This is a genomic window from Chryseobacterium sp. SIMBA_038 (genome assembly GCF_046535115.1).
In the GTDB taxonomy this organism is placed as follows: Bacteria; Bacteroidota; Bacteroidia; order Flavobacteriales; family Weeksellaceae; genus Chryseobacterium.
Genome location: NZ_JAWRXH010000008.1, coordinates 182073 through 207261, shown reverse-complemented (window position 1 = coordinate 207261; position 25189 = coordinate 182073). Strand labels below are relative to the sequence as shown.

The 25189-nt window shown below is 33.9% G+C and carries 16 protein-coding genes; 3 read left to right on the top strand and 13 right to left on the bottom strand.

Features of this window, described 5'->3' with window-relative positions:
* Nucleotides 1–1029 precede the first annotated feature (1029 nt).
* Together SB689_RS19545 and SB689_RS19540 are read left to right on the top strand one after the other, a co-directional pair.
* On the top strand, nucleotides 1030–3942 hold the full coding sequence (locus SB689_RS19545; protein WP_410693758.1) for a SusC/RagA family TonB-linked outer membrane protein: 2913 nt from the start codon (nucleotides 1030–1032) through the stop codon (nucleotides 3940–3942).
* 11 nt (nucleotides 3943–3953) lie between these two features.
* Nucleotides 3954–5855 carry a SusD/RagB family nutrient-binding outer membrane lipoprotein gene (locus SB689_RS19540; protein ID WP_410693757.1) on the top strand — a complete coding sequence of 634 codons (1902 nt, stop codon included), beginning with the start codon at nucleotides 3954–3956 and terminating at the stop codon, nucleotides 5853–5855.
* A 58-nt stretch (nucleotides 5856–5913) separates the two neighbouring features.
* Here the strand turns inward: SB689_RS19540 and SB689_RS19535 are convergent, their stop codons facing one another.
* The 13 genes from SB689_RS19535 to SB689_RS19475 all read right to left on the bottom strand — a co-directional run bounded on the left by SB689_RS19535 (nucleotide 5914) and on the right by SB689_RS19475 (nucleotide 24649).
* The gene (locus tag SB689_RS19535) at nucleotides 5914–6438 is read right to left on the bottom strand and encodes a hypothetical protein (RefSeq protein ID WP_410693756.1); all 525 of its coding nucleotides are present in this window, start codon (nucleotides 6436–6438) and stop codon (nucleotides 5914–5916) included.
* A gap of 10 nt (nucleotides 6439–6448) precedes the next feature.
* The gene (locus tag SB689_RS19530) at nucleotides 6449–6985 is read right to left on the bottom strand and encodes a hypothetical protein (protein WP_410693755.1); all 537 of its coding nucleotides are present in this window, start codon (nucleotides 6983–6985) and stop codon (nucleotides 6449–6451) included.
* The gene (locus tag SB689_RS19525) at nucleotides 6982–9744 is read right to left on the bottom strand and encodes a hypothetical protein (RefSeq protein ID WP_410693754.1); all 2763 of its coding nucleotides are present in this window, start codon (nucleotides 9742–9744) and stop codon (nucleotides 6982–6984) included. The genes SB689_RS19530 and SB689_RS19525 overlap by 4 nt, the downstream gene beginning before the upstream one ends.
* The gene (locus SB689_RS19520) at nucleotides 9737–10537 is read right to left on the bottom strand and encodes a WxL protein host-binding domain-containing protein (protein WP_410693753.1); all 801 of its coding nucleotides are present in this window, start codon (nucleotides 10535–10537) and stop codon (nucleotides 9737–9739) included. Before SB689_RS19520 ends, SB689_RS19525 begins: the two co-directional genes overlap by 8 nt.
* A gap of 98 nt (nucleotides 10538–10635) precedes the next feature.
* Nucleotides 10636–11214 carry a hypothetical protein gene (locus SB689_RS19515; RefSeq protein WP_410693752.1) on the bottom strand — a complete coding sequence of 193 codons (579 nt, stop codon included), beginning with the start codon at nucleotides 11212–11214 and terminating at the stop codon, nucleotides 10636–10638.
* Between the two features lie 234 nt (nucleotides 11215–11448).
* A complete protein-coding gene (locus SB689_RS19510) occupies nucleotides 11449–13797 on the bottom strand; it encodes a phosphocholine-specific phospholipase C (RefSeq protein WP_410693751.1) in 2349 nt (782 codons plus the stop codon).
* A gap of 82 nt (nucleotides 13798–13879) precedes the next feature.
* Nucleotides 13880–15355, bottom strand: a complete 1476-nt coding sequence (locus SB689_RS19505; protein ID WP_410693750.1) for a SusD/RagB family nutrient-binding outer membrane lipoprotein — start codon at nucleotides 15353–15355, stop codon at nucleotides 13880–13882.
* A gap of 21 nt (nucleotides 15356–15376) precedes the next feature.
* Nucleotides 15377–18517, bottom strand: coding sequence for a SusC/RagA family TonB-linked outer membrane protein (locus SB689_RS19500; RefSeq protein ID WP_410693749.1), 3141 nt, complete (start codon nucleotides 18515–18517; stop codon nucleotides 15377–15379).
* Nucleotides 18518–18705: 188 nt separating this feature from the next.
* A complete protein-coding gene (locus SB689_RS19495; RefSeq protein ID WP_410693748.1) occupies nucleotides 18706–20310 on the bottom strand; it encodes a hypothetical protein in 1605 nt (534 codons plus the stop codon).
* A gap of 18 nt (nucleotides 20311–20328) precedes the next feature.
* Nucleotides 20329–21129: an SDR family oxidoreductase gene (locus SB689_RS19490; RefSeq protein ID WP_410693747.1), complete on the bottom strand. Its 801-nt coding sequence runs from the start codon at nucleotides 21127–21129 to the stop codon at nucleotides 20329–20331.
* A 474-nt stretch (nucleotides 21130–21603) separates the two neighbouring features.
* Nucleotides 21604–22824, bottom strand: coding sequence for a 3-phosphoshikimate 1-carboxyvinyltransferase (locus SB689_RS19485; protein WP_410693746.1), 1221 nt, complete (start codon nucleotides 22822–22824; stop codon nucleotides 21604–21606).
* Nucleotides 22825–22913: 89 nt separating this feature from the next.
* Complete coding sequence (locus SB689_RS19480; protein WP_047488591.1) at nucleotides 22914–23240, bottom strand: nucleotide pyrophosphohydrolase; 327 nt, start codon at nucleotides 23238–23240, stop codon at nucleotides 22914–22916.
* Nucleotides 23240–24649, bottom strand: coding sequence for a hypothetical protein (locus tag SB689_RS19475; protein WP_410693745.1), 1410 nt, complete (start codon nucleotides 24647–24649; stop codon nucleotides 23240–23242). The genes SB689_RS19480 and SB689_RS19475 overlap by 1 nt, the downstream gene beginning before the upstream one ends.
* A gap of 183 nt (nucleotides 24650–24832) precedes the next feature.
* On the opposite strand from SB689_RS19475, the gene SB689_RS19470 reads away from it, so the two are divergent.
* Nucleotides 24833–25084, top strand: a complete 252-nt coding sequence (locus SB689_RS19470; RefSeq protein ID WP_123981131.1) for a type B 50S ribosomal protein L31 — start codon at nucleotides 24833–24835, stop codon at nucleotides 25082–25084.
* The last annotated feature ends 105 nt before the right edge of the window (nucleotides 25085–25189 follow it).

Here is a 25189-nt window from a genome sequence, read left to right as displayed (position 1 = left end):
AAAGCGGGAGAGTAGGTCGCCGCCAGTTTTTATTTAAAAGTCTCATACATTCATTTGTATGAGACTTTTTTTTGATACATACCCAAAGTTTTATTTTTGCTAGAAGCTAGAAGCTAGAAGCTAGAAGCTAGAAGCTAGAAGCTAGAAGCTAGAAGCTAGAAGCTAGGAGTTAAGTGTGTCATTGCGAGAAACGTAGTGACGAAGCAATCTCAAAATATCATTAGATTTACTATTTGATAATATTCCCTATAAAAATAATCATAAACATCTGTGAAAATCCGTGTGATCTGTGGGAAATAAATTGTAAGATCATTTTTTATTTTAAATAAAAATAGAATATTAGTAATTAATAAAATGATCACAGCATTTTAATTATGATTAATGTGAAGCAGTCTCAAAAAATATTCACCATTATATTAAACTCCTTACATCCATCTTTCAACATTCCAAAATATCCACAAAGTTTGTCATCCTGGAAGGATCTAAATTATTCCTTTTACATCATTTTTATATTAGCTAGATTAGAAATAATATTTAAGTTTTGGCTGAAGCCAATTGCATAAATCTAATAACCAAAGCGGGTTAAAACCCGCTCCTATTAGTTAAATCAGAAGTATCAAATTTAATGTGTTTGTTTTAAGTTATAATATTCCTGAGAAAGCTAATGGACTTATACTAAATAGTTGATTTACATATTTTAATTATAAATATTGTGAAACATGAAAGTATAGTTCTTTTTAAAAAATTAGCTTAGAATCCACTACCCGTATTCAGTTTTGGGCGATAGTCTTTATATTTTTTTACCTAATATTTTTCGATAAAACGTTTAACCTTCTGTAAACCTATTTTTTTATTATTCATTACCATTCCTATTCTTTTTAAAAATTTTCTTTTTTTGTTTTTAAAAATTCATTTTCATTAATGTAATTGTTGATTTTTGTTTTTGTTGCATTGAAAATTTGATATGATTTGTTTTAATGTGTTAAAAAATATTAAAATATTATTATGTTTGTATCAAAGCACATCAATATGAAAAAAACAATATTTAAGATTGGAATCCTCCAGTCTACATTATTTTGTCTCAATGGACTTTATGCCCAAGAAAAAGATTCTCTTAAAACATCAAAAATTGATGAAGTCGTAGTTACTGCATATGGCATTAAGAAAGAGAAGAAAGCCTTAGGATATGTTTATCAGGATATTAAAGGCTCAACGATGGTTGATGCAAGAGAGAATAATGTTACAGATGCATTGGTAGGAAAAGTTACCGGTCTACAATTAGTAAAATCTAGTGCTGGGCCAGCCGCATCTTCTAAAATTATTTTAAGAGGTTTTAATTCTTTAACTGGCGATAATCAACCTCTCATCGTAGTTGATGGAACTCCAATGTCAAACTTTACGGGAGCAAGTAACAATGATTTTTGGAACCCTACCATGGATATGGGTAATGGATTGAGTGATCTTAATCCAGAGGATATTGAAAATATTACCGTTCTGAAAGGTGGTGCAGCATCTGCTTTATATGGCTCAAGGGCAGGTAATGGAGTTATTATGATTACCACTAAAACAGGTAAGAAAAGTAAAGGAGCAGGAATAGTGTTTTCTAATACATTAAATGTACAAACTCTTTTCATGGTACCACAGGTTCAAAAACAATTTTCTCAGGGCAATGCCGGAAAGTATGTTATAGATGGAGGGGCTAGCTGGGGAGAAGAGATCAACGGACAAATCGTTGGAAACTGGGATGGAAAGAATATACCGTTACGTTCTTATGATAATTTTAAAACCTTTTTTAAACCAGGAATTACTAATAATAATACATTGACATTTCAACAGGCTATCGGTGAAAATACAACTCTATTTTCTTCCGTAGGTTATTTAAATGATAATGGAATGATTCCTGAGACGAAATATGAAAGACTTAATATCACTACCCGAGCTACCTCGAAATTTGGACGTAACAATAGATGGTTTACAGATATAAAAGTTCAATACATAAATTCATTTGCAAAGAACAGGCCTGTAGGAGGAGAAAATCCAAATAATTATTATGGTAATATACTCACACTGCCTACAACGGTAAATCTTGCGGATTTTCAAGAAGGAATGGATGTTTTGGGAGCAAAGCAATATTGGTATATAAAAGACGGAAATAACCCTTATTGGTCGGTTAATAACAGATTGAATCAGGATGTAAGAAATAGATTCTTTTTAAACGGAAATATAAGATATAGCTTTGCAGACTGGATTAATTTTGACCTGAAAGTTGGTTCTGATTTATACAATACAAAGGCTGAGCAAAAAGTTTATACAGGAGGAAATGTTGCAAATAGTTATTCTACATCATTTAATAAATCTGTAGAAAACAATTATATTGCTAGCTTAAATCTTAAAAAAGATAATTTATTTGGAAAATGGAGTGGTGCCGCTTCAGTTTTTGGACAGATAATGACTTATAATTACAATGATAGTTCAATTGGCGGTAGCCTTGCCGTTCCGAATTATTTTACTGTTACCAATATAGTAAATAGACAACCAGATGTTTCTGAAGCTAGAATTCGAAAACAAGTGAATTCTGCATTTGCTACTTTCGATATAAATTATGATAATTTTTGGTTTTTAGGTGCAACATATAGAAATGATTGGTCTTCTACTTTGAGTAAAGAGAATCGCTCTTTTTCTTACTATTCTGCAAATACTTCTTTAGTGGTTACAGATATGTTCAAAAAAATATGGGATAAAGAGCTTCTCGGAAGGTTTATAACTTTTGCTAAAATCAGAGCTTCTTATGCACAAACAGGTAATGGCTTAGGTTTTAATGAACTGTTAAATTATTTCAGGACAGAGCAATCAGTCTACCCAAATAATACAGCAAGTAATTTTAGTTCGATTTTATATAACTCTGCTGTTACTGCTGAAATTCTTAAAACATTTGAAACCGGAGTCAATCTCCGCTTCTATGATCGTATTGATCTAGATGTTAATTATTATAATACTCATGCTACAAATCAGTTAATCAATTTGCCAATGAATCCATTATCGGGTTATGTAGCAAGAAAAATAAATGCAGGAGATATTGGTAATAAAGGTATTGAGGTGATATTAAATGCAGACATTATACGTAAGCAGAATTTCCGTTGGAATCTTAATGTTAACTTCTCTAAAAATGAAAACAAAATTTATGAATTAACAGATGATGTTAATATTTATAACATTATTGGATTTGATAAGATTGGAGTTGTAGCTTACACAGGACAACGGTATGGAGTGATTATAGGTACAAAATATGCTCGTGTGGAAGATTCTTCAAGCCCATATTTTGGACAGAAGATTCTTGATGGGCAAGGATTACCTACTTCAGATGGAAAGCAATATGTTTTAGGAGATCAGACACCAAGAGCTTTATTAGGTTTAACCAGCGGATTTACAATTAAAAATTTTGGATTCTCATTTCAGATTGATGGGAGATTCGGAGGGAAATTTTTTTCAGGAACAATGTTAGCTTTAAAGGGAGCAGGTCTTGCTAAAGAGACTGTTGTAGATGGAGGTAGAAATTCCTTTATAGTAGATGGGGTTGTTCCAAACGGAAATGGCGGATATACAGTAAATGGAACTGCTGTTACCCCACAGGATTATTGGACAGCAGTTTCGAGCAGAAGCAGTAATCTAGGAATTAATGAAGAAAATATTTATGATGCAACCAATGTAAGAATAAGAAATGTTCAATTAAGTTATAATTTTCCTAAAACATTATTTACAAATACGGCTTTTCAGAGTGCGAAAATTTCCTTTTCTATAAATAATTTATTGATGCTTTATAGTAAAGTAAAAGGTGTTGATCCTGAATCTGCATCTGCTGTAAATACTAATGCAACCGGATATGAATATCTTTCATTTCCAACGTCAAGAAACTTTGTATTTAATTTAACTGTCGGATTTTAAAAATTATTAAAATGAAAAAAATTAACATAAAAATTCTATTATTTTCTGTATTTGTACTAGTTTCAAGCAACAGTTGTGATCGATTTGAAGAAATGAACATAGATCCGAGTGCTGCAACTGTTGAACAGGTTTTGCCCGAATACTTTTTGGCATCTTCTATGCTAGGTGCTCAAATGAACCCGGAAGTTGCTGAAAGAACTTTTGTTATCTATTGGAAAAGTGCGGGGAGACAGCATTATCAAACATCTATTGCAGGAGGAAATTATGATGATGGATATACTTCCAACTATTGGGGATATATATCCAAATGGCTTAATGATGCTAACCTTGCAATTCGTACTGGTAGAGAAAAAAGCTTGAATGGTACCGGAGCAAATTATAATGATAACGTTATCCAAATATCCAGAATATGGAGAGCTTATCTAATGAGTGAATTATCAGATAATTTTGGATCTATTCCAATAGATGCTTTTCAGGGAGTAAATCCTGAGTTTAATAATCAGAAAGATGTGTATTACTTTATTTTATCAGAATTAAAAGATGCAGTCTCAAAAATAAACACGGGTATTACTGTAGGTGATGATGTAAAAAAAGAAGATATTGCCTATCAAATGGATTGGAATAAATGGGTGAAATACGGCAACTCTCTGAGAATGAGATTAGCAATGAGACTATCCGAAGTTGATCCTTCAAAAGCTAAAACAGAATTTGAAGATGCAGCATCTTCAAATAAATTTATATCTAATGCTGATGAAAATTTTGCCGTTGCAGAAAAAGATGGCTGGAATGATTTAACAGGAGTAATGTCCAGACCTTGGAATCAGCAAATAATCTCGGCTACACTCAATAATTTATATCTTGGTTTAGGAGGAGTACCATCACAAAATCAGCTATCAAGTGATTTACAGTCATATATTAAGCCAGATGGATACATTGGTAAAAAGTTTACAAGTCAATATCCTCAAAAAACGAATGATCCTTCAACAGGTTATTTTTTAGATGGCTTACCTAATAAAATAGATCCAAGAGCATATAAAACTTTTTTTATTCCTGGAAATACAGCAAGTCCTATATTTCCACAAGGATATGCAGTTTCTGATGCAGCTATGATGAAAGATATGAGATACTCTGACGGATCAAAAGTTACAGTTAATACTAAATATACATGGAATGCTTATACTATTGGAAACTGGGGAACAGCCCTGTCATTAAATGATGTAAGAGGATCAGCCATTTATACGCCAAGTATAGGGCAGCAATATAGAAACAGTACAAACAAAAGAGTATTTTTTGGAAGTTGGGAAAGCTATCTTTTAATTGCTGAAGCCAATTTAAGAGGTTGGATTACACCTATGTCAGATGAAGCAGCGTATAATAAAGGCGTTCAGGAAAGTTTATTATATAATGGAGTTGGTCAATATTATTCTACCTATATTTCTTCGACAGATTATAATAGAGACGGTACATCTGCAAGCTATTCTCATACAACAGAGCCGGGTGCATCACATTCTATGAATTATGTTGATGGTAAAACAGGTGTAGCAGGAACTGTTACAATTAATTACCCTTCAAATACAATTTATAAAGGTGGAAATATCAGAAATGATAAATTAACTAAAATTATTACGCAAAAATTCATAGCTAACACACCTTGGTTACCGCTTGAAACGTGGAGTGATCAAAGAAGATTGGGCTTGCCGTTCTTTGAAAACCCTGCAGTTGAAACCCCATTACCGAATTTGCCGAATTTAAATTCTTCCAATTTTATGACAAATTCAGTGAAAAATTTTCCGCAAAGATTGCCGTATCCTAGCAGTTTCAGAAACTCAGACCCCAACGGTTATACTAAAGCAGTACAATTGTTAGGAGGAACAGACGAAGTTCTTACTCCGCTTTGGTGGGCAAAACATTAGAAGTTACTAGTTTATTTTATTATATCCTCCTTTCAATGTTATTGAAGGGAGGTATTTTTTAAAGAGCACTAATGGTAAAAACTACTCGGCTATTATAAGTCGTTGCAGGAATGGTAACAGACACGCCACTCAACTGTAGCTGTATAGGAATATTGCTGTATGATCCAAGTGCTAAAACTGCAGCAATTCTGAACAATTCAACATCGGTCAGTGTAAGAGTTTGATAATTTGTACCTCCGGTAATCGTGCATAGAACACAAACTGTTGTTCCGTTTCCTGTTCTTCTCGCAGATAAAACCAATGAATTATGCCATGTAGGATTAGCTTGATAATGTACAGAAACTTTTGCACTCCCTAAAAGTATAGGAACACTCGCCGCTAACAATACTTGATTGGCTGCACTTTGATAAGTCCCGCTATAATTGGTTCCGGCTTCAGTGATTGTAGTGATAGGAACTGCCCAGCTTGTACCGGTGACTGTTAAAGTCTGAGCTTTATGATACTGACTGAATACCAAAAGAATAACAATATAAAAATATTTTGTTAGAGGAGATTTTTCGAAAAAATGACTGTTAGACTTCATGAGATTAATTTTATTCAGTGATAGTATAAGTGATGACAACCGGAGTATTGGTGCGTGCAGATAAGTTGGTATATGTATTGGGAACAAGACTTATAGTGAGTTGATGACCATTATTAGCTCCGTTTCCTGTAAATGCTCCGCCAATTCCGGTGATGATTGTAACAGGTGTTGTAGTAAGGGTCACTTGTCCGGAAGAAGTTCCTAAAGTACCACCACCAGATCCTGAAGCTGTTCCCGCCTGTAATCTTATATTGACACCCGGAATAACTTGATTAACAGATGCCGTAACTCTTCTTGTAAGACCCGCTGGAGCAATTGCAGAAGTATAATTGATCCATTTCGTAGTATTAACTGCCGGATTTACGACTGATAATCCTGCTTCTGTTGGGGCTGTAAAATTTAATGTAAAATTTCCTGTCGGTTCTATATCTAATAAAGTAACGACAGGTAATGTTATAGAAACAGCACTATTTCCAGTGGTTTGTGAAAATATTAAGTTAGGTATAGTTAAGCAAAATGCTATTAATATGTTGGTGAAGAATCTCATTTTCTCTTTTTTATTTCATTATAACCAACTTTTATAGACTCTTGTTGATATTTTACTTCCGTTTGTTGCTTTACCACATTAATGATGAGATCTTTGGTTTCCGAAGGATTTAATGTAAAACTAAAAGTATCCATTGAAATTTTGTAGCGCTTATCCAAACCATTTCTGTATATTTTTACATTCCAAGTGCCGGGGCGCAGATAAGTAAAATCAAAATTTTCTCCTAAAAAGCCTACTTTTCTATAAACTTGTTCACCATTAGAAGCTTCAATAATAATGCTCTCTCTTTTCTTTTTTTCTTTATTAAATTGAAAGTGAGCAAAGCTTAATTGATTGTTTTCCGAAGATTCATTAAACTGAATACGACCTTGAATATTTGCAGCTGTTGTTAAATTAAAATTAAAAACATTCTCTTTATTAGTTAATAACACTTGAGTAGGTAATGTAATATCAGCAATATCATTAATTTCTGTTGTTGACCGATCGATTTCGAGGAGATAATCTCCGGGAGTTACATTTTTAAAAATATAGTTTCCGTTTTTGTCCGTTACAGAGAGATGGCTGCCCATCATAAGTCTTATCCCGTCAATTTTTTTTGTTCCAAGATTACCGATGTTTCCAGATAAAGTAGTGTATTCTGCAATTTTTTGTACGGGAGCATTGAGACGCAATGTATAACGAAGTGAAAATATAAAATCTTTATTTCCTATTTGCCCACGTTGCAAAGCATATCTACCGGAAACATCAAACTCATGACCTTTTAAAAGCTGTTGGTGAAAAACAATTTCAAACAAGTTTCGATCATTATAATATTCTTCAGGAAGGTAATTGTTTTGATAGAAAATACTTAAAGAGGTATCGTTTGAAAATCTGCTTAGAATTCGGGCTCCATAATATATTTGTTTTTCATTTTGCATCTGATATCGGGATGTTATGGCATAACTTCCAAATATATTAAAAGAGGTTTTAAATTTTTCAAAAGCCAAATTAAGAGTATAAAAACTTGAATTTCCTGTAAAATCCGATAAATAATTTTCTGTTTTTCCAAATTGAGATTGCGCATTGATCTGGAAAATACCAATCTGCTGATCAACACTCACTCTGACGAATCTTTCATAATAATCAAATTGTCTGGGCTCCAAACGATCCTGATATTTCTGATATCCATTATAAATCATCAAAGAACCTTTTTTTGAATATTTATAATTGATTCCATACTGAAGATAATTTCTATATGGAGCTGCTAAAAACAAGGTGTCTCTTTTAAAATTTCTTGCATCTTGGACATAATTGGCGAATAGATTGAGCCTTTTTGAAATTTTGTATTGAAGATTTCCATTAATGGTACTGGTATTTGTAAAATAACCAGCAAATTGCGGACTAGACCTCATATACATTATATTTCCGTTGAATTTTTCAAAGCTTCCCAAAACTTGCATCATGTAAGCGCTTCCTTCTGTTCGGTCGGTTTTACTGTAGGCCAATTCACCAGAAACGTCAATATTTTTATTAAGTTTAAATTTTCCTGTTGCGTAGGGAAGTTGAGCATTAGAATCTAGTTTCAATCCATTAAGACTAAATCCTACATCCTCAGTTCTTGGTATTTTGTATAAATAACCGGCTGTAATTTCAGATTCTTTATTAAGTTTAAATGTTGAATAGATATTAAATTCATCTTTTACATCCCGGAAAAATCTCGGATGATTATAAAAACTTCCTATACTAAATTTTTTGAAATTATATCTAAATTCTGCACCTCGTCCGTACCTTGCAAATTCCGTAAGATAGGAGGAAGTGTAAGTTTTATCACCCAGATGAACGAAAAAATTATCTCTTTTATAATTGATAAAATATTCTTCATATTGAGTAAAAGAATTAAACTCTACAGGATTTTTGGTTACCGCATGAAATTCAATTTGTCCTTTATTTTCTTTGTCGAGACTTCCTTTACCATAAATTTCACCTTGAAAACCGTCATGATAAATCCCTCTGTTTTCCATTCCAATAAAAGATAAAGATGCTGAAATCGGTAAGCGATGGTAAATATCGTCTTCAGTAGGTTTAATAGAAATAATTTTGGTACTAGTATAAACCGTTTGAATTTCTTGTGGGTTATCAACAGAAGAAACTGAAAGATTCAGATTGAAATATTCATTTTTTCCTAAATCGGGACTTGTACTTTTGCTAACGGTAATAATTTTTATTTCTCCGGGTTGTAGAAGAAGATGAGATCCGTTATCAACAACTGCATTTTTACTTTCAAGTAAAAGATTTTCGGTGATGTTTCCACTGTTTTTTAATAAAAAAGAAGAGTTGATAGTTTCTCCGGCTTTTACAAATTCAGGAGAGTTGATCGCTGTTACGGAAAGTTTTTTGTTTCCGGAAACGATTACCTGTAAAGATTTAATGATAGGATCGCCATTATTTTTCTCTTTTCCATATAGTTTTACGATATAATTTCCTTGTGGACATTCTGCAGCAATTCTCAAAGGAACAATATAAACAGAACTTTGTCCTGCCAAAACCGGATATTCACTTTTTGTGATAATAGGGACAATATACTGACCGGAAGTTTCTACCCGAAAATCATAGACCTTATTTTCTGAGGTCATGTTTTCTATGGTGAAGGAAACAGAAGTAGCCGTTCCCGGCAGTAGACTATCTTTTTTGCTGACAAATTCTTTAGGTTGTTGCTGAGAAAAAAAAAGTACTGGGAATAATGATAGAATGATAAAATAAAGTGTCCAATTTTTAATCATTTTTTACTTCTAGTTCCACATTCAGTGCGAATGCATTTTCGTCTTCATCGGTTGCAATGATGACGGCATTGTATTGATCAGGTGGTATTTTATCTAGATCAATATGATATGATTTCGATGTTGTTGGTAATAATCCCATTGCCTGACTAGAAAAAGCACCCATTTTTTGTCCTGTTTTACGATTGTATATTTCGATAGATGCTGTAGGTTTAGAATAAATATCTCCTTTATTGGCTATTGCAATTTTTACGATTTGTTTGCCTTCTTCTTTTTCAATTTTTACACTCTCAAATTTTAGATCGGGTTTTACTTTTTCAGAATCATAATCTGTAATTACCTGAATGGCATATCGAATGACAGAAGTTATATTAACTCCCTGTTTACTGTCGCTTGGCTTTACATCTTCCACAGGTTCGATCATGATCACACTCCAATAACTGCCTGCCTTGGAAAGTTGTTTTGGAATGGTGATTTCGTAATACACCTCTGTTTTCTCTTTGCCTTTTAAGGTGATAAAATTGGTGTTGAGCTTGATCCAATCTGTGTTTGTTCTTTCATTCGTACGTGGATTGGTGTAGCCGATTGTTCCATCTGCCTGATACGTAAAATCCTGTAAAAATATTTTTACACTTTGCGGTTTGTTATCTGTATTTTCTAGGGCAATTTTTCCTTTATAAACTTGTCCGTTTTCCACTTTATAGTTGTGGGTAAGCCCATTTAAGACAACAATACTAGCCTGTAAAAATGTAAACGGAATGAGTAGATAAACAAAAAAGAGAATGCGCTTTATCATTTTAAATGTAAAGTTTTATGGTTAAAAAAAGGCAAAAGAAAGCTAAGAAGAAACTGATAAATCGATTTCTTCTTACTTATAATGGGATATTTTCAGACTTAATTGTCTGAAATCGTGTAAGTAACAGTAGCAACAGTTGTCGCAGTTGCCTGTAGATCTGCATAAGCTGCAATTCCACCAGGTCCGCTACCTGCGGCTAGGGCATACGTAAGATTATGACCATTGTTAGCACCATTTCCGGTATAAGCACTTCCTATTCCTGAAACGATTGTCTGATCTACAGCACTTAATGTTAACTGTGCTGATGGCGTTCCCAATGTTCCTGCACCTGCACCAGTAGCGGCGGCAGCTGTAACGTGAATATCTATTCCCGGAATAACTGCGTTGAGTTTTACGGTAACATTACGGGTAGGATCTGCAACAGATTTAATGGAAGAATAATTCAGCCAAAGCGTCGTATTGGAAGCATTTGCAGTAACTGGTTGCCCTGCTTCAGTAGGAGCTGTAAAGCCTAAAGTAATATTTTTAGTAGCTGCCGGTTCAATATCAACTAAAGCAACTTCTGGGATGCTAATAGTAATTGTATGATTGTCCGTGTTCGTGTCTTGTGCATTAAGATTAGCAGACACAGCAAATGCGACTAGAGACATTGCAATTGAAAATTTAATTTTTTTCATAGTATTTAAAGTTTGGTAAAGTGAAGTTAAGAAAATTCAACAAAGTATGAAATATTTTTATGATATTTTTTATATGCTTATTTATTCACTATCAGTATTTTGTTATTAATTTTTATTGTTTAATTTTTTGAAAAATTATTGAATAATTTGTATTTAATTTATGATCGTAATCAACCAACAAAAAAGTCTTACACAATTTGTATAAGACTTTATGATATTAAATATTGTTTTAAATTATGCCCAATGCGGGTCTGAAATAGAAGTTTTTCCTGTTTCAATTCTTCCTGCAAAATGCCAGATGTTATTATCCAGGTTCACCTTCAGATCGTACCAGCCTTTGGTTTTATCTAAATTAATACTTATTTTTTCTATCATACCTAATAAGATTTGAGTTTTCTTCTTTTCATAAAGATTTTCTAAATCTATAGTGGTACCTATGCTTTCTTTTTTATTCTTTTCAATAACTAATACAACCTCATTTTTAGCAGGATTATTGATCAACGAAATTTTTAGTTTAGGATCATTTTCTCCTTTGAATTTTCTGTAAAAGCCATTCGGACCAAAAACTTCATGATCATATTTCTCTACATTCACATCATGCGATAATTCTTTCTTCGAATATAAAGCATAAGAAAAATGGAAATTATCATGGTCAAACTGAGTTCTGTCGTAGATCAACAAAGGAACTGCAGCTTCTTTTAGGTTGGTCATTTTGATATTTCCTCTTTCTAGATTGACATGATAATCATAAGGAAGAGCGTTGGACGGTTTTGTTCCTTTTTCCTGAATGTCCAGTAAATTATCACTCAACTCGTTTTCAGAATGCCATTTTAAATTCGGGACAGGTTTATTTTTTGCCGCATTGATGGTCTTTGCATAATCTTTTTGATTTAAATAATCCATCTGCGGAGCTTTCACATTAGACGAATTAAAAGCGGAAGTCAGATCTCCACAAATCGCTCTTCTCCAATCGCTAATATTATCAACTGTGACATCTTTTTTATATTTTTTCTGAATGAATTTTTCCAAAAACTGTAATACAGAAGTATGATCCGAAACTTCAGAATTTACAAAACCTCCTTTCGTCCAAGGCGATGCAATAATCATTGGAACTCTGTATCCTAAACCAACCGTTCCTTCAATTCTCTCATGATCTTTCAGCTTTTGAGTCAACATATATTCCTGATTTTTACTGACATATTCCGCACCTTCTTTTCCGTTCATGTCAACAGGCTGACTCGGATTCATCGGTGGTGCAAAAGGCAAAACGTGATCAAAATAACCATCATTTTCATCGTAATTAATAATGAAAATTGTTTTCTTCCAAGTTTCAGGATCTTTAGTTAAAATATTTAAAACCTCAGAAATATACCATGCGCCGTACCACGGTGAACCGGGATGATCAGAGAAATGTTCGGGAGCTACCAGCCATGAAACCAACGGCAATTTTTTCTCTTCAACATCTTTTCGGAACTGAAATAATACGTCACTTTTCGGTACTACCAATCGTTCACCGTTTTCATCCTGTCCGATTTCTAAATCCCAATATTCAGGATCATTTGCGTTGGTGGTGAAGGCTTTTTCGTGAAGATTTTTTTCGTACTGAGAAAGGTTGGCAAAATTTTCAGGTTTATATTTTTCGAGATCTTCATTAAGTTCGGCAATCATTCCTTCAAATCTTTCTTTTTGACTTGGATTTTTCTCAATTTCCTTTTTTAAATAAGAAATAATATTCGGAATGTTTTTATAATATCCTTTTGAAAATTTTACATTGAATTTGGAGAACCATTCAATCGGATTATCTGTAAAATTACTTAACCAAGCTTCCTGTTCGCCCGACATTCCTTTTGGAAGGCTGATCTCGTTCTGATAGATTTTCCATGAAACATTGTTTTCCTCTAAAATTTCTGGAAAGCTTTTCCATCTTGCCTGTTTTGCTTTTTCGTAATCAATATTTTCATTAAAAACATTGGCTTTTGATTTACCATTTTGTTGTTCTCTCAACGTTCCCGACCAATGGAAAAGTCGATTTGGTGTAGTTCCTGTCAATGATGAACAGAAATATTGATCAAAAATCGTAAACGCATCTGCCAGTTGATAATAAAACGGCAAATCTTCACGATTATAATATCCCAACGTCAGCGGAATGTCTTTATAATCTTTGTTGCCCGACGATTTAGCCTGAAGCCATTGATCGTATTTTCCTTTATTTAGTGCCTTTTGCTGATTGTCCCAAGAGTGAGGCAGAGAACTCATCCAGGTAGATTTTGTATTTCTAAGATCTAGACGTGCGGGTGAAGCATATTTTCCGGCATCATTTTTTTGAAAGAAAGCGGAATGGCCATCAGGTTTGATGAAAGTTCTTTTATCTAAAAAACCTCTCACGCCTTTCAAAGCACCGAAAGCGTGATCAAAAGATCGGTTTTCCTGCATTAAAATCACAACATGTTCTGCATCATAAAAAGTAGACAGAGCAGCGGGTTCAATCGTTAAAGCTTTTAAAATGGCGGGATGCAAAACGCTTGAAGTTCCCAATCCGGCTAATAAAAGACTCGATTTTTCTAAAAATTCTCTTCTGTTCATATTCAATCGTAATAAGAAAGAAACCACAAGATAATAGATTTTCCTGTGATTTCTTTTTTGATATTAAAAAATAGTTAGATTTTTACTGTAACCACCAAGGTTTAGAGTTGATGTTGTCATTTCCTCCATATTGTGATGTGAGTGCAGCTTTTAAATTTGTGCTGTTATAGTTGTATTCAACCTGTGGATATCTGAATCTTAAAGGTGCTGAAACTCCTGTCTGCAAAGGATAATTTGGAAAGCCTGTTCTCAAATAATCGTAATAAGACGTCCATTGGGATTGATGAAACATTGTCATGTATTTCTGAGTCATAATTTTCTCCAACTGAGTCTGCAACGGATCCGAATTATTATAAAGAACTAAAGAAGTCGTTAAATATTGATTCACATCAAATCCTACGAAATATTGATTCGGATTTTTTACATAGGTTTGATAAAAATTAAAACTCGCTTTGATCGCGTTATCATAATGCGTTTTTGCTGATCCCGAAATCCATCCTCGTGCTGTTGCTTCTGCTAAAATAAATTCTAATTCTGAATAACTCAAAACCGATGATGGTTCATTCGTAGCGTCTTTATAAAAACGATCATTTACTTTAGAAATATTTTTGGCTGTAACCAAAGCCGCATTATCAGAATAAGCTGAAGTTGGGTTTCCACCGTTATATGCTGTGAAATCAGTGATTGCTTTTCCTGCTTCTTTCGCTCCTGTCGTCTGCGCTGCAAAAGTAAACAAACGCGGATCTTGTCTGGCTTTGAACATGTTGATAAAATAATCCGCCATATACAAACTCGAACCGTAACCACTGTTGTTGAACATCGTATATCTGCTGTCTGCTGCATCTGCGAATTTCAATTCTCCATTGTCAGAAATTGAAGTCATCAAAGTTTGAGTTCCTGCGATGGAAGCAAATTCTGTTGCAATGTTATACGTTCCTAATGTCGTTTTTTTAGACATTGTAATTAAGATTTTCAAACGGAAAGAATTGATCAGTTTTTTCCATTTGGTGGCATCTCCGTTGTAAATAATGTCACCTTCAATTTTATCGCTGGAATTAATAAGGTCGTTGGCTTCTTTTAATTCAGATAAAATTCCGGCCATTACCGTTTCCTGAGTATCATATTTTGGTTGAGTAATACCAGATTCTCCTTTCAATGCTTCAGAATAAGGAATGCTTCCGAATTTTAAACTTAAATTAAAGAAATAATAAGCTCTGTAAAATTTACCGATCGCCTGATAATTTTTATTGTTGATTTTTTCGGCTTCCTGCATCATTTTCGCCGTGTTCAAAAGCCCGGAAGTGTAGACGTCGAATGAAGCATCATTCCATTTCATGTATTGATAAGTGTTTTCTCCGTCCGTCCCGATCATCATTCTTGAAGCGTACATATTGTCGCCGTTCACCTGAAAAGCAGATTTTGAAACGTATGTTAAAAGGAATTTAGGATCAATACTTGCCTGATCGTTTGGATTTTCATTGATCGTATCAAGATTGGTTTCGCAAGATGTCACTGCAAATAATCCTACGATAAATAATGATTTTATAATATTTTTCATGTTGATTGAAATGCTTTTTAATTAAAATTTAAGATTAAATCCAACTCCGAACCATCTGCTTGACGGATCCTGAATATCATTCCCTGTTTTGATCTGGAAATCAGGATCAGAGTATAAATTTTTAGATTTTTTCCACATTGCAAGGTTGTACGCAGAAATGTTGGCTGTGAAACCTTTTACCATCCCTTTTGGATTAAGCAAAGAAGAGAAATCATATTCCAGAACGATTGATCTCAATTTCACAAAAGTTCTGTCGAAAACGTTAGCAAATAATTCACTTTCATCCTCGGTTACTCTTGCTTGGTAAGGATAATTCTGTGCCCAATCCTGGAAGCTGATCGCTTTTGTATGTGGAGTATAAGTTCCTGTTGCTGCGTTGTAATTTACTCCATCTGGAACAAAATAATACGTTCCCGGATTAGCATATTCCTGATCTCTGTACGCTGTAGAATTCGGATGTTTTCCGCCCCACCACATTTTTTCGACTACCTGAGATCTCATCACACCGCCGATACTTCCATCGATTCCAATGTTTAAAGTAAATTTTTTATATTTGAATGTGTTGTTGAAACCAAAGGTCCAATCCGGACCGAAATGGCCTAAGTTGGTTGGTGTATTTGCTCTTGTCGGCATCCCTGTTTCTGCATCTAAAATCACTTTCCCGTCCGGAGATTTTTGCCATGTGAGGTCATAATAACTATCCATTCTTTCGCCAAGTTTGATGTTGTTGTAATTCGGCATATCTCCATAAATGGAAGTTAGTTTTTGCTCGTATTTACTCCAGTTGATCAAAGATTTCCAAGTGAAATTGGCGGTTTTAATAGGAACTAATCCTAATGAAATTTCAACACCTTTTGTAGTATATTCATTTCCATTTACATATTGCGAAGTGAAACCTGATGACTGCGCACTCGGGAACTGAAGAATATTATTATAATCTAACGTTCTAAAATACGTTGCGTCTAGTGTAATTCTGTTATTAAATAAACCTGCTGTTAAGCCTAATTCATAAGATTTTGTCTGTTCAGGCTTTAAAGAATTTTCATAGTTTAAGGTTGTCGGGTAATAATACGTAGGATTTCCGTTGTAGGTAACTCCGCTGTTATTCAGATAATAGTTTCTGATAGAGTAAGGCTGAAAATCATACGCTACTTTTGCCCATGAAGCGGATAATTTTAATAAATTAATAGATTCCGGCATTTTAACCAAATTCGAAATCACTGCACTTAATGAAGCAGACGGATAGAAGTATGATCTGTTGGCTTTTGGCAACGTGGAAGACCAATCATTACGTCCTGAAACGTTGATGAAAAAAGCATTATACAAACCTACATCGATCGTAGAATAGACACTGTAAATTAATTTTTCCTTTAAATAATCGTAATACTTTACAGAACCTACGGAGTTGTCTAATGTATATTGTTCAGGAACTTTCAAACCGTCTGTTGAAGCATTGTCAACATCATTTTTATAATAAAAAGTAGAACCTCCGGCATTGATCGTGAAATCAAAATTGTCTGAAATTTTCTTTTTATAAGTTGCTAAAACATCAGAGTTGAGGTTCCAGGTTTTGGTATCATTCAAAATATAACCACCACTTCTCGGTGCGCTGTAATTGAAATAAGAATACGGACTTAAAATTTCCTGCTTATTGTGATTTTCAACAATAGATATTTTACCTTTTACTGAGAAATCTTGTGTGGCTTTATATTCTAAACCGGTCTGCGCATTGATAACATCAGTCCTGTTTTTATTTTTATAATATTCGGCTCCGAACCACGGGTTGTTGTACCAAGCGTAGTTCCAGTTGGCTTGTGCAGTTCCTTCTTTTCCGGGAATCCACATGTGATTTTTAAGATCTCTTCCGTCTACGTCACCACCCATCCAGATAAGGATCGTGTACATGTGACCACTTGGGTTGTAGTCGTAATTCGGAATATTTGGAGTAAAGGTTTGATTAAAATTAAACTTCGTATCAAAGATCAATTTATCTCCCAAGTGATTTTCTGAAGAGAAATTAATTCCATAACGTTGCAGGTAAGCTTCCGGAACTCGGTCATCATAATTCATGAAATTTCCGGAAAGTCTGTACGTATCTTTATTATTTTTATAGCTTACTGAAAAACTGTTATTATTGATAACCGCAGGCTTTAAAAATGTAGAAAGATTATCATGATATTCCCAATCGATAGGAACTCTTTCATATCTAGATTTATCATTGTACTGTGTTCCCGTCACGGCTCCATACCACGGAATTGTCTGTCCCGTTACTTTATCTCGAATCGGGCTGTTCCATTGTGCAATTTTAGTTCCCGGAACAAATTTTGGACCCCAAATCATATCTCCGTCATTCACACCGCCGTCCGCGCCATCCCAGAATTCATATTGTCCGTGAGAACCGTTTCCGTATTCTGTCTGAGTTTTTGGAAGATTTGTAAATCCGCCTGTGACCATTGTGTTCTGAGAGAACTCAACCGTGAAGCCTTTCTTTTTAGCACTTTTTGTTGTGATTAAAACAGCTCCGTATCTTCCTCGTGAACCGTATAATGCAGAAGCGGGAGCTCCTTTCAGAACATTGATATTTTCAATATTATTTGGATCTAAATTTTGAAAAACTTCTTTTTCAACGATTACTCCATCAATCACAAAAACCAAATTAGAATTTCCTCTTAGCGTAAATTCCGGAGCCTGTTGCATTCCTGTTGGATTGGAAACATTTAATCCGGCAACCTGCCCTGAAAACAGATTTCCAATGCTTGGTGTTGTAATAGATTCGAATTGTTTTGTTCCGACTTCCTGAGTGGAATAACCAATTTTTTCTTTCTTCTTTGCAATACCCAGAGCGGTAATTACAACGCCTTCGATTTGCTTTTCACCTACCTTTTTTAAGACAACTGAATAATTTCTTTTAGAAGAAACTTCAATGGAATAACTAGAAAATTCCGGAGAATAAAATTCAAGAATATCTTTTGGGTTGGCTGTGATGGTAAAATTACCGTTTTGATCGGAGGTTACCGATTTTCCTGAGTTTTTATCAGTGATATTTACACCAGAGATCGTAGAGCCATTTTCGGATTTTACATTTCCTGAAATGTTGATCTCTTGGGCGGTTAAATAGAGGGGGAGTAAAAAAATCGCAAAAGTAGCTAAAGTCTTCTTCATTTTTTTTGAGAGCAAATTTAGCGGTGTACTGTTACTTAAATTTTAATCCTGCATTACGATAAAAATACGATTTCAATAAGAGACAATAGAAAAATTAACGAAAGGATAAAGCGAAAAAAGCTGTTTATATCAGAGTTTTTGCTTTATTTTAAATAGTATTATTAATAGGTTAAAGGATATTTTTAATCTTAGAATCTACTCAAAATTCCCCAGTGGATTTTTATATCATTAAACTTAAACGGATTTCCAAATTCGTTACCATTCGACAGCTGGAAACTCATCAATCCGATCGGAATGAAGAAATTGAAACCAAGCCCGACACTGTAAAGCTTAGGTTTGACGTTCAAGGATTTATTATTGAGCTGTCCATACTGCCCAAAGACGTCGAAAAATGCTTGATTTCCAATTAAATATCGATATTCTAAACTTCCGTAATAATAGAAATCTGCGGCGAGGGAATTTTCATTGAATCCCCGCATGGAATTCCAGCCTCCGAAACGATACAATTCGTTGGCGGAGAACTCAACTTTTGAGTCCATCATGGCTCCTTCTGCCTTTATATTCAGGAAATGATTTCCGTTGATATTATAATTATGTTCCCCGAAAAAGTAGAATTGATTTTGTGGAGCTTTAATATTATCTTTGGTGTAAGTTGTTGTCAGATAATCATATCCGGCACTGATTTTAGTTTTGTAAAGGAAAAGATCAACGTCAGTTGGTTCCACCATTTCAAACCAGATTCCGATCCCTTTTTTGTTATAATCTTTCCCCTGAACATATAAAGTATCGATAATACTTGAGCTTTCAAAAGTTCCTCGAAGACCGATTTTATTTCGGTTATTTATGTGATAATAGAAAGCGGGAAGCGCCTTTACATTCGCAAAAGTAGAATCCTGTCTGAAGATATTCACCTTCATATTTAAACCTACATTAGAATTGAAAAGATAAGGAATATCGGTTTGTAAATCGAAGTTTTGCCCTTTATCAGGGTTTCTCTGCCAGTATAAATTAACGGTTTCAAAACCGTTGAACATGTTTTTAAAATTGACATTCAAGGTTCCGTTTAGCGTAAATTTATCTGTTTTATCATTTCCAAAACCAATAACTCCGTCAAAAGTGTTGGTTTTTTTCTTTTCCATGAATAGATAAATCTGGGTAGAATCTTTTGTAAACAAAGTCTGTGGCTGCCGTTCTAAACTCAAAAAAGGATGCCCCTGAAAGGTTTTATTAATCGCTAAAAGATTTTTATCATCGTATGTTTTGCCTTTGAATTCTTTTTCAAGGTTTTTCATAAATCTTTTCGGAACTCTTACATAATTTTTTACGACAAAGCCATCGATAGTTCGTTTATCATTTTTATTAATGTCTAATTCTACGATCGGATAGCCGTTTTTCTGACCTTTATATTTAGACTTAATTCTGCTGAAAGAATATCCGTCATCAATATATCTTTTGTTGAGAACTTTTTTGGTTGAATCTAAATTTTTAGTAAAAAAATCTTTCTGAATTTTTAATTTCTGCGTAATAGAATCTGAAAGGTTGACGTACGTTTCGTTGAAGTTTTTTCCTTTATTGTAAAATATTTCGGTGCTGTCGCCTTTTGCTTTAACCTCTTTTAATTCAGTGAAAAAATAATTGTTTTGAGCCAGAGAATCCAGAAATTTTACCGCAGATACGGAATCTCTAACCTTTTTTTTGACTTTAGTTTCAGAATCGATTAGAAAATAATGCTTCTTTTGCGCTTGTGTAAAAACGCAAAACAGAATAAAAAATATTTTTAGAAATAACTTCAACTTTTTGTAAAACTGAAACTAGTCCAGTTTATTATATTTCTTCATTAAATTCTCATAAGTTCCCTGAGGAAGAATCCATTTTAACGGAACTCCAATTTTCTGCCCGAATTTACCAAAATAATAATGAGCTTTCCATTTATTTTTTCCTAAAAGATTTTCAACGTATTCTGCAACTTCCAAAGGTTCGGTTCCGTCGCCTACGTGAGAGTTCATTAGAGCATACACTTTGTCAAAGACGTTTTTGTAAGGCTGAGAAACTTTTGTTTTCACTCTGTTTTCTGCAATATTGGTTTTTATATCACCCAAATGAAGCGAACAAACATTGACGTTCCAAGGATAAACTTCGTATCTCATAGCTTCGGTTACTTTGTCCAAAGCAGATTTTGAAGCAGAATAAAATCCACGGAAAGGAAGTCCCATTTCACTTCCAATACTGGAAACATTGATGATTTGCCCGAATTTGTTTTCACGCATTTTCGGCATAACGGCAGTCATCATTTGTACCGCTCCGACAAGATTTAAATTGAATAATTTTAAAATATCTTCTTTTGTAGAATCTTCCACAGCGCCAACCATTCCCATTCCGGCATTGTTGATCAAAACGTCGATTCTTGTCTCAGTTTTCAACACTTCTGCAATCGCATTTTGAACGGCGTCGTTATCCGTAACATCGGTCGGAATTGATTTAAAATATTTACTTTCCGTATGTTTTCGGCTTAAACCGTAGACTTTATGACCTTTTTTTCCAAAATGTTCGGCTAAAACGAAACCGATTCCTGATGAGGTTCCTGTGATGATTATAGTTTTATGTTGTGACATTTTTTTGTAAATAAAATTTATAGATTCTAAAAGGAATAATGATAATCCAGATTAACAGGTTGTTTAGCAAGGCCAAAGGAGAAACTATTTTATATATTATAGACCTAAAGAAAACGCTAAAAAGATTAGCAAAGCTTTTTAAAACCATATCATAATGATTAATAGGATTATAATACCAAGATAAGTCTTTTCTTTCTGCTATTGTATAATACCAAAATAATGTATTGAAAATTATCAGTAAAAACGTTGTAAAATAATTTTCATAATACAAACTTATGGTGAAAATTGACAAAATTAGAATGATGAAAGGAAGTTTGAGGTTTAGAAATTCATAATATCTAATAATATCAAAAAGATTAATCAAAATACAGCTCATTAAAATAACAATAATGAATGTTTTTGTAATCTTATTAATTTTATAAAACGTATTAGATTGAATATTCATAGTTTAAACCTCTTATTCGCTCTTCAAAATTATTCTAAAATAGTTTCTAAATCCTCCCAAAACATCGGATAAGATTTTTCTACAACATCTTCCTCTCCAATATTTAATTCTTTGATCAGACAAAACGGTGCAAAACTCATGGCCATTCTGTGATCTTGGTACGTTTTAATAGAAATATTTTCCTCCGGCTCGTTGAAGCTGATTGATTTAATGGTTAAATCTGTAATTTCAGTTTCTGTTCCCAGTTTTTTCAATTCGATATGTAAAGCTGAAAGTCGATCGGTTTCTTTTACTTTCAAAGTTCCCAACCCTGAAATCTCAAATGGAATTTTTAATGCCGCCGCCGTTACACAAAGAGTTTGTGCGATGTCCGGACAATTATTCATATCTAAAATAATCTTCTCAGGAAAAGAAAAATTAGGATCTGGTTGAAGAGTAAGTTTGTGTTCATCTTCTGAGAAAATTGTTTTAATTCCAAAAAACTTTTCATAGATTTTTGCAATCGCAGAATCTCCCTGAGTTGATTCTTTGTAAAAACTTTTCAGATGAATTTTTTCTCTTCCTAATGCGCAGATAGAGTAGAAGTAAGACGCGGAACTCCAGTCACTTTCAACCTCATAATTGATCATTGATGAATGATCGTTGATAAATGGTTCGACTTTTATTACATTGCCAACAAAGCTGTTTTTAATTCCGATTTTTGTTAAAATATCTAGCGTCATTTCAATGTAAGACCTTGAAGTAACTTCACCTACAAGATTAATTTCTAATCCATTTTCCAATTTTCCTGCGATAAGCAAAAGAGAGGTGATGAACTGACTTGAAATATTGGCAGGAACATTAACCTGCGTTTGAGTGATTTTTTTTCCTGTAATTTTTAAAGGCGGAAAACCTTCATTTTCCATGTATTCAATTTCTACTCCGAGATCCTGAAGAGCGCTTACCAAATTCTTTATAGGTCTTTCCTTCATTCTTTTTGAACCCGTAAGAATTGTGGTTTTTCCTTCGGCGATAGAATAATAAGACGTAAGAAAACGCATTGCCGTTCCTGCATGGTGAATGTCTACAATTTCCGTAGTTTCAGACAACGCTTTTTTTAGCAATTGGGTGTCTTGAGAATTGGATAAATTCCCGATTTTTATATTTTTAAACAGACTTTCTAAAATCAACAAACGATTCGAAATACTTTTCGAACCGCTGATTTGTACTGTTTTATCTCCGATTAATTTTGATTTTTCTAGCTTCTTCATTGTTCTTCTTAAAGTTAGGAAGCTAGAGGCGGGAAGCGGGAAGTTTGTATTGCGCTAAACTTCCAGCTTCCATCCTCCATCTTCCTGCATTATTTTAATTTTTCATTATTCTGATGACGGTCTTTATCGCGATCAGTTTTTATCTTCATTTTTTTATCGAAAGCTTCCTGCAGATTAACTCCGGTTTGATTGGCGAGGCATAAAGTTACAAACAATACATCTGCTAATTCTTCACCAAGATCTTTGCTTTTATCGCTTTCTTTTTCACTTTGTTCGCCATATCTTCTGGCGATAATTCTGGCAACTTCACCTACTTCTTCGGTCAGCATTGCCATGTTGGTCAGCTCATTGAAATAACGGACGCCAATTGTTTTTATCCATTCGTCAACTTGCTGCTGCAGATGTGTAATTTCCATTATTGATAAGCTCCAAGTGTTGGACTAGTCGTTCTTGATACGTTAACAATGTCTGTAGGAACGGTTCCTGCAATGGTTGTATTTCCTTTTCCTCTCGCGAAAGAAGTCGGTTTTACTCTCAAATTAAGATGAGCCGTAAAATAATTTACAAACTGAGGATCTTCATTTTTATAACTTTGAATTACACTTGGATTGCTGTCAAAAGGAAACCCTGCTTCAGTTGTTCCTGAATATTTCAACAAACTGCTTTGAACGATAAAATTAAACTGTTGTCCCGGTGTCTGCTCAAAACTCACAGAATTATCTCTGTCAGAATAGACAATACTATTTCTGATATTAAGTTGTTGTAATGCGCCTTGTTCGGTTTGTCCAGCATCGTTTTTCCATTCATTAGTTGCGAAAATTCCGTTTCTGTTCATTGAAGATAGAACTTGAGAATAATTAGCAATTGTAGCATGAGTGTACGTATGATTTCCGCCTTTGAAGATTCCAATACAAGATTCTCCACAGTTGTTCATGACTAAATTTTTAGCATTTACCGTAGAAGCAACAGCATATATTCCATATTCCTGGAAAGTATGAATGAAAGAATTGCTTATCGTTGCGTTGGTCTGTCTCATATCTAAACCTCTGTTTCCTCCGAAAAGTCTTGCATGGTTCATATTAAGGGTAGAATTGGCTGCCATTCTGATAGAGTTCCAGTTTTTAGGAATCGTGTCATAATAAGGATCATTTCTGTCTCCTCGAAGAATAACTTCCTTGTCTAAGGTTCCATTAATATTTAAAGTAGATCCTGTAGACACTTTCATTCCGCTGTTTTTGTGGAAATAAACTTTAGTTCCGGCCTGAATATTCAATACTACACTAGGATTAACGGTAAGGTCTCCGTAAATAATTTTAGCCTTATCATTATTCCATGTTGTATTGCTGCTGATAACATTCGGGTTGGAAGGTGTCTGAATAAAAAACTCAGCATCCTGAACCACAGAGAATAAAGTAACGTGTTGCTGACCTGCCGGACTTGTGAAAATTACTTTATCTTCAGCAATCGCTTCCGGACCTGTTGCCTCAGGAGCAATTTCAACGAAAATGTATAAACTGTCGTTTTTTCTTAGCGGAACATCTTTAAAATCATATCCGGATTTTCCGTCTACATTTATTTTATATAAAGAGGTTGCTCCTTTTTCAAGGTTGATTCTTGGGATCAAAATATCCTTATCTTCATTATTATATACTTTTACAGCATAGGTTTCAGAACGAACCTGGTGATAAACCGTATCACAGAATACAGTATCTCTTGAAAAGCTAAGTTGCTGTGAAGGAGCATCAAAATTGATGTCATCTTTGTTACAAGATACCGCAATGAGAAGCATCCAAAAAGAAAAAGCCAGTAATAATTTGAATTTCATCGAAATTAAAGTTTAAATAGATTTCAAATTTAACGAAAATACTTTAATTTTCTTATCAAGAAAAAAATATTGAACGAGTATTTGGAAATTAGAAAAAATATTGTATTTTTGCACCCTAAAATTAGCAGAGAAATACCATTACTATTTCGAAAGCAAAACTTTAATTTTTTAAAAAATTGTATTATGAAAAACGGAATTCACCCAGAAAATTATAGACTTGTTGTTTTCAAAGATATGAGTAACGACGAGGTGTTTCTTTGCAAATCTACTGCAGAGACTAAAGATACTATCGAGTATGAAGGACAGGAGTACCCATTGATCAAAATGGAAATCTCTTCTACTTCTCACCCTTTCTACACAGGAAAAGTGAAGTTGGTTGATACTGCAGGTAGAGTAGACAAGTTCATGAACAAGTACAAAAAATTCTCTAAGTAATTTTTTGCTACTAAAAAATATTAAAGCCTTCCAAGACCATTGGAAGGCTTTTTTGTTTGTAAATAGAAGTTAGTTTTTAAGTTAAGTTTGATTTAAGTTTAGATT